Origin of the sequence: Microcystis sp. (assembly GCF_048564745.1) — a bacterium.
GTDB classification, from domain to species: Bacteria; Cyanobacteriota; Cyanobacteriia; order Cyanobacteriales; family Microcystaceae; genus Microcystis; species Microcystis ichthyoblabe_A.
The window spans coordinates 1-11,539 of sequence record NZ_JBLZRT010000075.1 but is presented as its reverse complement, the minus strand read 5'-3'; the positions used below and the strand labels follow the sequence as shown (position 1 = coordinate 11,539).

General features: G+C 43.6%; 12 protein-coding genes. 7 read left to right on the top strand and 5 right to left on the bottom strand.

The genetic code is table 11. The annotated features are described in order from the left end of the window. The first annotated feature begins 151 nt into the window (after nt 1–151). From ACOCD9_RS09845 to ACOCD9_RS09835, 3 genes are all read left to right on the top strand, one after another. Nucleotides 152–1,486 carry a hypothetical protein gene (locus ACOCD9_RS09845; RefSeq protein WP_419547275.1) on the top strand — a complete coding sequence of 445 codons (1,335 nt, stop codon included), beginning with the start codon at nt 152–154 and terminating at the stop codon, nt 1,484–1,486. Between the two features lie 66 nt (nt 1,487–1,552). Next, the gene (locus ACOCD9_RS09840; protein ID WP_419547274.1) at nt 1,553–1,954 is read left to right on the top strand and encodes a fasciclin domain-containing protein; all 402 of its coding nucleotides are present in this window, start codon (nt 1,553–1,555) and stop codon (nt 1,952–1,954) included. A 403-nt stretch (nt 1,955–2,357) separates the two neighbouring features. Beyond that, nucleotides 2,358–2,627: a hypothetical protein gene (locus tag ACOCD9_RS09835; RefSeq protein ID WP_016516782.1), complete on the top strand. Its 270-nt coding sequence runs from the start codon at nt 2,358–2,360 to the stop codon at nt 2,625–2,627. 159 nt (nt 2,628–2,786) lie between these two features. Here ACOCD9_RS09835 and glgB read toward each other — a convergent pair whose 3' ends face one another. The 3 genes from glgB to psbH form a co-directional block, all read right to left on the bottom strand. Continuing rightward, nucleotides 2,787–5,066: a 1,4-alpha-glucan branching enzyme gene (gene glgB / locus ACOCD9_RS09830; RefSeq protein WP_104396745.1), complete on the bottom strand. Its 2,280-nt coding sequence runs from the start codon at nt 5,064–5,066 to the stop codon at nt 2,787–2,789. Nucleotides 5,067–5,530: 464 nt separating this feature from the next. Further along, nucleotides 5,531–5,779, bottom strand: coding sequence for a TatA/E family twin arginine-targeting protein translocase (locus tag ACOCD9_RS09825; protein WP_002743526.1), 249 nt, complete (start codon nt 5,777–5,779; stop codon nt 5,531–5,533). Nucleotides 5,780–5,883: 104 nt separating this feature from the next. Then, nucleotides 5,884–6,078 (bottom strand): photosystem II reaction center phosphoprotein PsbH, encoded by a 195-nt coding sequence (gene psbH, locus ACOCD9_RS09820; RefSeq protein ID WP_002736544.1) that lies wholly within the window; start codon nt 6,076–6,078, stop codon nt 5,884–5,886. A 419-nt stretch (nt 6,079–6,497) separates the two neighbouring features. On the opposite strand from psbH, the gene ACOCD9_RS09815 reads away from it, so the two are divergent. From ACOCD9_RS09815 to ACOCD9_RS09805, 3 genes are all read left to right on the top strand, one after another. Beyond that, nucleotides 6,498–7,097: a superoxide dismutase gene (locus ACOCD9_RS09815; protein ID WP_002762409.1), complete on the top strand. Its 600-nt coding sequence runs from the start codon at nt 6,498–6,500 to the stop codon at nt 7,095–7,097. Between the two features lie 190 nt (nt 7,098–7,287). Further along, nucleotides 7,288–8,082 (top strand): alpha/beta fold hydrolase, encoded by a 795-nt coding sequence (locus tag ACOCD9_RS09810; protein WP_419547271.1) that lies wholly within the window; start codon nt 7,288–7,290, stop codon nt 8,080–8,082. Then, complete coding sequence (locus tag ACOCD9_RS09805; RefSeq protein WP_419547269.1) at nt 8,042–8,938, top strand: tRNA (5-methylaminomethyl-2-thiouridine)(34)-methyltransferase MnmD; 897 nt, start codon at nt 8,042–8,044, stop codon at nt 8,936–8,938. Before ACOCD9_RS09810 ends, ACOCD9_RS09805 begins: the two co-directional genes overlap by 41 nt. Before the next feature lie 110 nt (nt 8,939–9,048). Here ACOCD9_RS09805 and sixA read toward each other — a convergent pair whose 3' ends face one another. Both sixA and ACOCD9_RS09795 read right to left on the bottom strand, forming a co-directional pair. Further along, the gene (gene sixA / locus ACOCD9_RS09800; protein ID WP_287702824.1) at nt 9,049–9,543 is read right to left on the bottom strand and encodes a phosphohistidine phosphatase SixA; all 495 of its coding nucleotides are present in this window, start codon (nt 9,541–9,543) and stop codon (nt 9,049–9,051) included. A 52-nt stretch (nt 9,544–9,595) separates the two neighbouring features. Then, a complete protein-coding gene (locus ACOCD9_RS09795) occupies nt 9,596–10,819 on the bottom strand; it encodes a DHH family phosphoesterase (RefSeq protein WP_287702826.1) in 1,224 nt (407 codons plus the stop codon). Nucleotides 10,820–11,082: 263 nt separating this feature from the next. Here ACOCD9_RS09795 and ACOCD9_RS09790 point away from each other — a divergent pair, with 263 nt between their 5' ends. Then, the gene (locus ACOCD9_RS09790) at nt 11,083–11,472 is read left to right on the top strand and encodes a hypothetical protein (protein WP_419547267.1); all 390 of its coding nucleotides are present in this window, start codon (nt 11,083–11,085) and stop codon (nt 11,470–11,472) included. The last annotated feature ends 67 nt before the right edge of the window (nt 11,473–11,539 follow it).

Here is an 11,539-nt window from a genome sequence, read left to right as displayed (position 1 = left end):
CATAAGACCTCTTGCATAAATCCGAAAACAAACGATAGAAACAATAATGGGAGGGACTTTCAGTTAATTATTTATTAGTAGTTGATAATCTTCAAAAATGTTGCTGTACAAGGATCGACTTAAGACTTTTGCAAGAGGTCTATAGTTGAGAGTGGGAGTAACAAGTTGCTTCTCCAGTCTAGATGGTAATTTATTAATACGCAAGTCCCTAGGTATAGACGTTAGCCGTAATTGGGCTATCGTGGTTTTGTTGTGTGAATTTCCGACGGTTTCTCCCCTGCAATACTCGAAAAGTGTTGGGGAAACGATTAAAGGATACCCGCGAATTAAAGGAAATATTCAGCTTAATGAGATAGCTTACAGGTTAGAATGCAATGCGGAAGCGATCGAGATTATTAAATCATTAGAAGCTGATGCTATTATTTTAGAACCTACGAGCTACTGGTATGCTAGTTTCTGGGTTAATTCCGCTAAAAAGTTAGGTTTAGATATTTATTGGATATCTCATCAGCAAACCAAGATAAATCGTCAGCACTATTTTAAGACTAAAAATAAAGACGATTATCTTGACGCTCTAACCATTGCTCTAACTTATTTCGACAAATCAGGGTTAGACGATCTAGGCAATCCCCCGATTTTAAACAATTACGATCACGACTCGATCGATTTATTGCGCCGGACTTTTCACGAGCGAGAACAGCTTGACAAGAATAAAAATTCTTTAATTAACCAACTTAGGCAACGGTTATGCTGTGAATTTCCGGAGATTGCACAAAGAGACTTTGAATATATCGGAGTTAAGGGGTATAACCCAACACTAGGACATATCGCCGGATTAAAAAATAACCCGCGCATCAAAACCACGGCCGGGACTGGAATTAGTCAATATAGCCAACTATTGGCTAAGGACATTGTTATGTATCAAACTAGAATTTTGATTAAAGAACAGGAGTTAAGAGAAATCCTAGAGTTAAATCATTTTAAACCTTATTGCCAAGTATTTGATCAATTTCTTTTTGGGACGGTGACTAAAAGCTTGTTGCTTTTGCACTGTTACCCTATCGAAAGATTTTTAGTAAACGGAAAACCTTACTTTAAACGTGATCACGATATTAGTCTTAGAAAGTTTCAGGCTTATCTAGGCTTAGGGTATTCCTATCAGATTTCTGGTGATACTTCTGCCAAACAAGACAAGGTTAAAAAGTCTTGGAAGGGTTCCGACTTAATGCGCTCTCACTTGTACGCTCACGCACTGGTGACTATTTGCCCGGATAAACCCGCTAAAACTGAAATTATTAACAAGCTTAAGCATTCGTGGCTTAATCCCCGAATTCATGTCTATTACGACCACGAAAATGGTCAAAGAATTGAGAAAAGGAAAGAGTTACCCACTTTTAAGGCATTGGGTAAAGATGGACTATGCCGCTTACTGTTTTATGAAACCAGGCTACTCTATCAACTTTTGACGGACAATTTAGTAAAGTGATCTTTGGGACAAGATTGAGTTTAAAATCTGAAATAGATAATTTTTTTAAGGGATCGAGTCAAGTTTATGGCAGATATTGTCGATATTGCGGTCAGTGCCGATAATTTTAAAACTCTAGTGACGGCGGTACAAGTGGCTAATCTTGTGGATGCCCTAAAAAGTCCTGGCCCTTTCACGGTTTTTGCCCCCACCGACGAAGCTTTTGCCAAATTGCCCCCCGGGACGATTACAACCCTAGTGCAGAATATCCCCCAATTAACCCGAATTCTCACCTATCACGTCGCTGCGGGCAAATATATGCAGGAAGATTTGGCAAAATTGGCTGTAGTGACTTCTCTAGAGGGTTCACCGATTCCCATCGATTGTAGCGAAGGTTTTGAGGTGAAAAATGCCACGGTTGTCGCGGGTAATATCGAGGCGGATAATGGTGTGATCCACGTCATCGATACGGTGATCCTGATGGGTTAGTTTTTGACCGGCTTTTGCCCGGTCTGCATCTAAGGCAAATCTGTCTTAATTTAGTAACTAAATATACAGATACTTTTGCTTGTTTATGGTTTCGATGCTCGACGGAGGAAAATGCCCACTTTCTGCACTTTCTTGTCTGCACCTGTTCAGACCATCAAATGGCTTGGCTATAGTGCTTTTCACGTTACTGAGGTATCGACAAGTTTTGCCAACAAAGGGCTTAAGCCCCTTGCCCATACCTCATTCTGATGAAAACTGCTATATCATAAATATTAACGAAAAAGTAAGGAAATATTAAGGGAGATGAAAAATGGTTAACCATTTTCTCCCCCTGATTAATTTTTGCCTTAGAATGCCGGTTATAAAGGGATAAACAAGATAATTCCCGCTAAGGAGTACGCCAATGAAGACCTTAGAATTTCTCTCGGAACTGAATGCCGCACCGCAAGGATGGGGATTCTGGATTGATCGCCAGCATATCGAAGCCAGCCACGTCGGTCAATATTCCTTTGAGAATGATCGTTTGCCAAAAAGTTTTGTTCATATCGGTAGTCTCGCTGAATTAGCTCACCAACGACAAAAATATATTCTTAGCCATCTCGACAGTAATGACAACGTGGAAGAACTTGCTCAAGAATGGGTACAAACACTGCTCGCTAATCTAACAAATTAATCGTTTCTGGAAAATTCACCCAAAAAAGAGGCCACTTTCCGCAAGATGGCCTCTAAATTTTTTTGTTAGGGGTTGGGGGTGTTGGGGTTTTAGGGTGTTAGGGTGTTAGGGTTTTAGTTGAATTCCCCCATTCCCCCACTTCCCCATCTCCCTACTCCTCTATTCCCCAGAAGCATTAGGACTGATTTTGAGAACTAAAACCCCTAAAGGTGGTAAACAGAGATCAATCGAGTAGGGACGGCTATGATAGGACCATTCCTCCGACCATTTACCGCCAAGGTTGCCCATATTACTACCGCCATATTTACCCGCATCGCTGTTAAAGATTTCCTGATAAAAACCGGGATGGGGTACACCAACGCGATAATGGCTGTGGGGTTGGGGAGTAAAATTACAGACCACCACCAGAAACTCCTGCCAATTTTTGCTCCAGCGCAGGAAAGAAACGACACTATGACTATTATCACTACAGTCGATCCACTCAAAGCCATCCTGACCAAAATCCTGGGTATATAGAGCAGGTTCACTCTTATAGGTGGCGTTCAAATCCGAGAAAAAGCGTTTTAGCTGTTGATGGGGTTCATGCTGCAAAAGACCCCACTCCAAATCACCCCAAACATTCCACTCACTCCACTGGCCAAATTCCATGCTCATAAACATGGTTTTCTTACCGGGGTGGGTAAACATATAACTAAATAATGCCCGGACATTGGCAAATTTTTGCCACTCATCCCCCGGCATTTTGCCAATCATATTACTTTTGCCGTGAACCACTTCATCGTGGGACAAAGCCAGCATATAATTCTCGCTGTGGTTATACCACATACTAAAAGTGACATTATTTTGATGGAATTGACGGAACCAGGGATCCATGCCGAAATAATCGAGCATATCGTGCATCCAGCCCATATTCCACTTTAAATTAAAGCCTAAACCGCCCATATAGGTGGGCCAGGACACCATCGGCCAAGCGGTGGATTCTTCGGCAATAGAGAGAATTCCGGGGAAATAGCTAAAAATTACATGATTGACTTGACGCAGGAATTCCGCAGCCTCTAAATTTTCCCGGCCACCGTACTCGTTAGCCACCCATTCCCCATCTTTACGACAATAATCGAGATAGAGCATAGAAGCCACCGCATCCACGCGAATACCGTCAATATGGTACTTATCGAACCAAAAAAGGGCATTAGCCACCAGGAAATTTCTGACTTCGTTGCGACCGTAGTTAAAAATTAAGGTTCCCCATTCCTTGTGTTCCCCTTTGCGCGGGTCGCCGTGTTCATAAAGATGAGTCCCGTCAAAGAAAGCTAACCCGTGGCCATCTTTGGGGAAGTGACCGGGGACCCAATCCACTAGCACACCAAGGCCATTTTGATGACATTGATCGATAAAATACATAAAATCTTCAGGATTGCCGTAGCGACTGGTGGGGGCAAAATAACCCGTCACTTGATAACCCCAAGAACCATCAAAGGGATGCTCGGCGATCGGTAATAATTCGATATGGGTGTAACCTAATTCTTTAACGTAGGGAATCAGTTTTTGGGCTAACTCGTAGTAACTCAAAAAGCGTGCTCCAGTGTTCCATTCCGACACGGGAACCGCTTCTCCTTCCCCGGAAAGTAAACGGGGGGGTTCGGCACTGGAAGTGTGCAGCCAAGAACCGAGGTGTAATTCGTAAACGGAAACCGGTTGAGTTAAAGGATCGCTATGGCGGCGTTTTTCCATCCAATCGCTATCATCCCAAGTATAGCTATCTAAATTGGCCACGATCGAGGCGGTTTTCGGGCGTACTTCTTGGGCAAAACCGTAGGGATCAGATTTTTCGTAAATATGACCTTCCCAATTTTTGATCTCGTATTTATATTTAGTGCCAACACCGATTTCCGGGATAAACAATTCCCAGACCATATTATTACGTTTCCGCATTTGGTGATCACGACCATCCCAGCTATTAAAATCACCAATAATCGAGACGTTGCGGGCATTAGGGGCCCAAACGGCAAAATAAACCCCTTTAATACCTTCGATTTCGGCTAAATGCGCCCCTAATTTTTCATAAATGCGATGATGGTTGCCCTCCCCAAACAGGTGTAAATCAAAATCGCTGAGTTTGGCAGAACGGAAGGCATAGGAATCATAGATTACTCGTTCCTGTTCCCCCTCCTGGATGCGTAATTGATAATTGTTCAGTTCACCGATATCGATGACGCACTCGAAAAAATGGGGATGATAAGCGGTCGTCATGGGATATTCTTGTCTTTGGGACGGTAAAATAACCCAAGCAGCCGTGGTTTTCGGTAAATAGGCTCTAACAACCCATTTATTCACTTTTCCTTCTTCTTCTAGGGGATGGGCCCCCAAAACCTCAAAGGGATCGTGATGGAGGTTGTTGACGATTTGATGGACTTGTTCGGGGGATACCACTATAGACATTCAGTTAACACTCTTGACATCTACAATACTTATAGCAAGGAAATAGTCATTTTTTCCCTGCCTTCTGGGAATTCTCAAACTAATGATAAGTAGGTAGGCGTTAAAAGTTGTCAGACACCCCCCTTATCAAGGGGGGCATGGGGGATCCCCCCGCCTATCGGCACCCCCCTTATCAAGGGGGGCAGGGGGGATCGAACCTAAAATCCATTTTTAATTTAATTATAACCAGCTACTTATATTCTGCCGACTCATTCAACTATGGCTGTGGCTGCTGCCGAAATTATCGTCATTGAAGACGATTTTGCGCTCCGAAACCTGATTTACCGCTTTCTCGGTCAAAAAAACTAGCGAGTAAAAGTGGTGGCCAATGGTAAAACTGCCAATTTAATCTCGATTTGGTCATTCTCGATGTTAATCTAGCCGATAGCCTCGAATTTGACCTACTCTACATCTCTACACGGTTCTTAGCTGGAACGAGTTTGATCCCTAGGAGATTGACTTTCTTCTAATTCAGCTTTGATTTTTACCGAGTCTTCAATCTGCTGGGCCTCTCGCTTAAATTCACTTTCAAATTCCTTGGATGCTTCTTGAAATCCTCGAATCGTTTTGCCTAAACTGCGACCGATTTCTGGTAATTTTTTCGGTCCGAAAACTAGCAGGGCAATCAAGAGAATTAACCCCATTTCCGGTAATCCAATCCCAAAAATATTCATTTTTCTGCTCCTAATAAAAAAATCGCGGTGGGCAATAACCCACCTGCTAAAGTCCGAGGGACAATTCTGCGGCCAAAAATGCCGACAAGATTGTTTTAATCTGCTTACTGACCCCAATCTACATTAAATCCTTCTAAAATTAGGGAGGAGTTATAGATCTGTAAAATAATCAGCAAAAAGACTAAAAACAGAGCCATAAACACTCCCATCAGCAAGGTAGTTCCCCAACCGGGAGAAACTTTACCATATTCTGAGTTGAGGGGACGAAGGATTTCACCTAAGCGTGTACGCTGTGCCATAAGTTACCAAGAAAGATCTGTAAATGATAATTTTGTATTGATCCGTAATTTGACGAACTGCCAACCGATCAACCCAGTGAGATAAAATCTACTGCTGTTGCCAGTGGAGCTTTTTTGGTCTAATTCCTAACGGAATCGTTTTTCGCCTGCCCTGCCACGCCCACAAGAACAAGAATCTGCAAGCGCCTACAGTACGGCAATTATTCTAACATTGTTTGGTAATCTTCTCAGGATTTAGGAGATGGTCGATAGGGGTTAGGTGTGGGGTGTGAGTTGGGGTGATGGGGGAGAAGGGAGAAAAAGCTGATCAGTGATCACTAATCACTGATCAAGTCTCCTTCGGTGCTATGATCGAGGGTGTAAAGTTTTATCAACACTAACTTAAACAAGCTCTCAAGAGAGGATATAAAGAACCACAGATGGCTTACACACTTCCCCCTTTACCCTACGATTACACTGCCTTAGAGCCTTGCATCACCAAAAGTACCCTAGAATTCCACCACGACAAGCACCACGCCGCTTATGTCAATAACTATAACGGTTTGGTCAAAGATACGGAACTCGATGCTCTCTCTTTAGAAGAAGTTATCGTTAAGGTTGCTGGTGATGCCTCTAAAGCTGGGGTTTTCAACAATGCCGCCCAAGCATGGAATCATAGTTTTTATTGGGACTGCATGAAACCGGGTGGTGGCGGTGCGCCTACCGGTGCTTTAGCCGATAAAATTAACGCAGATTTCGGCAGTTTCGAGAAATTTGTCGAAGCTTTCAAAACTGCGGGCGCTACTCAATTCGGTAGCGGTTGGGCTTGGTTGGTTCTCGATAACGGTACTCTCAAAGTTACCAAAACTGGCAACGCTGACAATCCTTTAACCGCCGGACAGGTTCCCCTCTTAACTATGGATGTGTGGGAACACGCTTATTATCTCGACTACCAAAATCGTCGTCCCGATTACATCAGCGACTTTTTAACTAAGTTGGTTAATTGGGATTTCGTGGCTGCTAATTTAGCGGCGGCCTAAAAATTTGGCTCAGTTAATTCAGTTATCAGTTATCAGTTATCAGTTATCAGGGGTTGGGGAGCAGGGAGAAACCATCCATAGGTTGGAGGTTAATACTACTCTTAAAACTGGCAAATCTCTCTAATATTAATTATCCTTAAAATAGATAACCAGAAAAAACTTTTTTAACATCGATCGCGCTTCTCGCACCATGGAACAACCTGTCAGTTGGATTATTCCCCGTCATCCCCGTCCCGATTATCCCCTGTTTGTATTTTTACCCGGAATGGATGGCAGCGGCCAACTATACCATCGTCAGATTAAAAACCTTGCTCCTTACTTCGATCTGCGTTGTTTGGCGATTTCCCCGCAATATCTCGGTGATTGGGAGGAATTAAGCGATTGCGTGATTGCTTTATTGGAACAGGAATTAAAGCGACAATCGAGAAAAGTCTATCTCTGCGGTGAGTCTTTTGGCGGCTGTTTAGCCTTGAAAATAGCGACAAAATCACCAAAATTAATTAAAAAACTGATTTTAATTAACCCTGCTTCTTCTTTTAATCAAAGACCTCTTTTGAGCTTGGGAATCGGTATCACCCAGATAATGCCCGATTTCATCCATGGCAGCTCGGCCCTGACTATTTTACCCTTTCTGGCCGCTCTGGGTCGAATATCCCGGGAAGATCGCCGCTCTCTCCTCAAAGCCATGCAATACGTCCCACCGAAGACGATTAGCTGGCGTTTATCCCAGTTACAACGGTTTCAGGTTAGTGCCAGCGAGTTAAAACGTCTGCAATTGGGGGTGTTAGTGATAGCCAGTCAAGGGGATCGACTGTTACCATCGGTAGCGGAGGCTAAACGCCTAATTCAGCAGTTACCCGCCGCAAAATTAACGATTCTGCCCCATAGTGGTCACGCTTGCCTGCTGGAAACCGATATTCACCTCAAAGACATTCTCCATCACCATGCTTGTCTCCCCCGAAGCCTACCCGCAAAAAGTCACTGAGGATGGTTCTTATACCTTTTTTTCGACCGAATTCGGCGAATGTTATCATTCTACCTCCGGGGCAAGGGAAGAAGCCGAGAAAAAATTTATCCTCTCCAGTCGTCTGGCAGCAAAAGCAGACCAGAGCAATAATCTGAAAGTTCTTGACATTTGTTACGGCTTAGGGTATAATACCGCCGCAGCCTTAGCGGCCATTTGGCAAGTTAGGGGGGATTGTCGGGTAGAATTATTAGCTTTAGAAAGCGATCGAATGGTTCCCCTAGCGGCTATTAGAGAGAATCTCTTAAATAGTTGGAGTCAACCAATTCCCGAATATTTAAATGATTTTGCCCATAATCACCGGCTAGACCTGCCTAATCTCACGGCTAAACTGTTAATCGGGGATGCGCGACAGACGATAACCAAGGTGATTGACGCGGGTTTTCAAGCGGAGGCGATTTTTCTCGATCCCTTTTCCCCGGGTAAATGTCCGCAACTGTGGACGGTGGAGTTTTTAGCTTTAGTGGCCAAATGTCTGAGTCCGACGGGTTATTTAGTCACCTATTCCTGTGCTGCCTCGGTGCGAAGGGCTTTACAATTAGCAGGATTGCAGATTGGGGCCACCGATAGCGTCGGTCGGCGATCGCCGGGGACAATCGCCAGTTTTTTGTCCTTACCCCCATCTCTATCGGCACAGGAACGGGAACATCTGCAAACTAAGGCCGCTATTCCCTATCGAGACCCGACTTTAAGCGACCCGGCCGAAGTGATTATACAACGTCGTCGCAGCGAACAGGCTCTCTCTGATTTAGAACCGACTAGCCACTGGAAAAAACGTTGGCAAAGATCAGTTAATTCGATCGAAATCTCGGAATGAGATTATAGCGTTTTTCAGTCTGCTGAGGTACAAAAGTTATGGGTTTTAGGCAAGAGGCAAAAGGGAAGAAAAATAGGTGTACCTCACTAGCTTAGGAAACGCTATAATTCCTAGAGGAGTAATTTCGGGGCTGTCAACCAGAACAACTGACACTTGCCTAGGGGATTTTGTTGATTGGGAACCTCTAGACCAATTATTCCCGCCTTTTTGACCGATAATTTTCCTTGAAACTTGCCCCAAACTAGCATTTCCGTCCAATAACCTAAATCCGGTTCGTGTCCCACCAGTGCGATCGCGTTTTCCTCTCGCTGATAGTCCGACTTTTGCCACCATTGCACCCAATCTTGAATATTGCCGTTGGGTGATAGGGGATTAAATTGCTCAATTTTACGGCTTAAACCCGCTTTTTGCAAAATTTCGGCAGTTTGCACCGCACGCACTAGGGGAGAAGTCAAAATTAGGTCAAATTTCACCCCCAACTGTCCTAATCTTTGGGCAACTTTAGCAGTTTTTGTCTTACCTTCCTCGGTTAAAGGACGTTCCCTATCGTTGAGATAATCCCCCGATTGTCCTGCTAATCCATGACGCACAAAATAAAGTTTCATATCAGTGTAGGGTCGGTCTTGGCGATGATAATAGATAGCTGAGATTTAATACCTAGGTGCGAATTACCTTTTCATCGGGGTTAACTAGATGGGAAAGTTTCTGTTTAATTTGGGTGTCATACAGTTCCCACTTGAGTTTTGCGTATTCGGCATTATTATTAAAACCACCAAGGAAACCGATAGGAATTTCAAAACCTCCGGCCATGTAACGACCACCACCAAAAAAGCGACCTTGGTTATCCTGTCCGAAAGCTTCCTTGAGAAATTCATCGGGATCTAGGGTAATTTTACTGGTACGCATAGAACCGATGACTAACTCGATCTCCTCATCTTCATCGTGAACGATACCATAAACTAAAGCCGTGTGAACATTTTCTTCCGTCACCAAAAAATCGGCAGCTTGGGGAATCGCATCTCGGTCATCATAACGCAAATAACCGACCCCGGCGATCGAATAATTATTTTTAATAATACGGTTTTTCAGGGCCCGTTCAATCACATCCATCACCCGTCGGGATCTGGCCGATTGCAGGACAGCGTTTAATAATTGAGCATCGTAGAAACGACTGAGATAACCAGCAGCAATAAATTCACACTCTTGCGCTTGCATTAAATTATTCGTATCCGATCGCAATCCGTGCATCAAAGCTGTGGCACACTTAACATGGACGGTATCGCTAGTATTAAAACTTATTAACCCTTTTTGGATATATTGGGTTAATATCGTCGCTGTTGCCCGGATTTGGGGACGAATATCGACAAATTCCGCCTCTAGATCCCCTTGGCGAGTATGATGATCAATCACGGCAATAATGGGAATTTTTGCCTGTTTAACCAGAGTGGTTAACTGACTATTGGTTCCCTGACCATCGACAAAAACACAACCCTGATAAACCGAGAGATCTCTATCCTTGAGGGTATGGACTCCCCAACGTTTAGCCGGTAAACCCGTTAGTTTTACCAAAGCGACATTTTCCTGATGGGAGAGAGTACCCGCATAGACTATATCACAGTGAATATCGTACTGTTCGGCGATAATTTGATAGGCCCAGGCACTAGAAAGGGCATCGGGATCCGGGAAATCCTGCATCACCACAATTTGATTTTCGCCGCGGTGATTTTCCAAAGTACGTCGCAGGCGATCGATCAGGGAAATAAGTAGGGTATCATTACTAACCGTGACTGGAGGAAGGGGACATACTGCCGGTGCTTCCCCTACCACTACATCAGTTTCGAGGGACTTGGCAGGAACTAGACTCAGTAATTCAGCCATCATTTTTAGAAAAGTTCGCTTAAAGGTAGATTCAGTCAGGATTTTTTGAGTTAATTAATTCTAGACGATATTCTCGCTTGATCGGTTTATCTCAATTATTAAGCTTTTCTCGCCCCTAGCTCCTTACTCTGGGGACATAACTCTAGTCTATCAAAAGACCCTTCCCGTTTGTTCTGGGAGAGGGGTTAGGGGTGAGGGACATTAACCATCGCTGCCATTACTTGAGAAAATAGATAATTTAGATAGTCAACGCCTTACCATTAATCATGGATGAACCGATAGATATTGAAGTAGTTAGAACTGAAGCACTAAGAAAGCTGGGTAGAAATATAGTTAATTTTTCAAAGATTGAAGGTACTTTAAAGTATCTACTTTCAGTTAGTCAGATCAAGGGATTATCAAAATCAACCCGTAACCAGTTCGTTGACAGTCATAAGAAATTTCGTAAGCTCACATTAGGTAGCCTAGTTGGGAAATTACATAACACTGTGCTGGTGGATGATAGTCAGTCTGAACCTCAACTAGACTCTTCTGAGTTAGGTATGTCTTTGTCATTTAAGGTTACCTATAGTGACTCAGATTTCTGGCTCTACCGAACCTGTCATGCAAAACTATCAACAACTCATGCTTGTAAAGCTTGTACAATAGGGCTTTGAGTTTTTGTTAGATTGATATTTATCAACTTTAGAGCATTGCTGGACAGAGAGGGAGCTTGGGGAATTT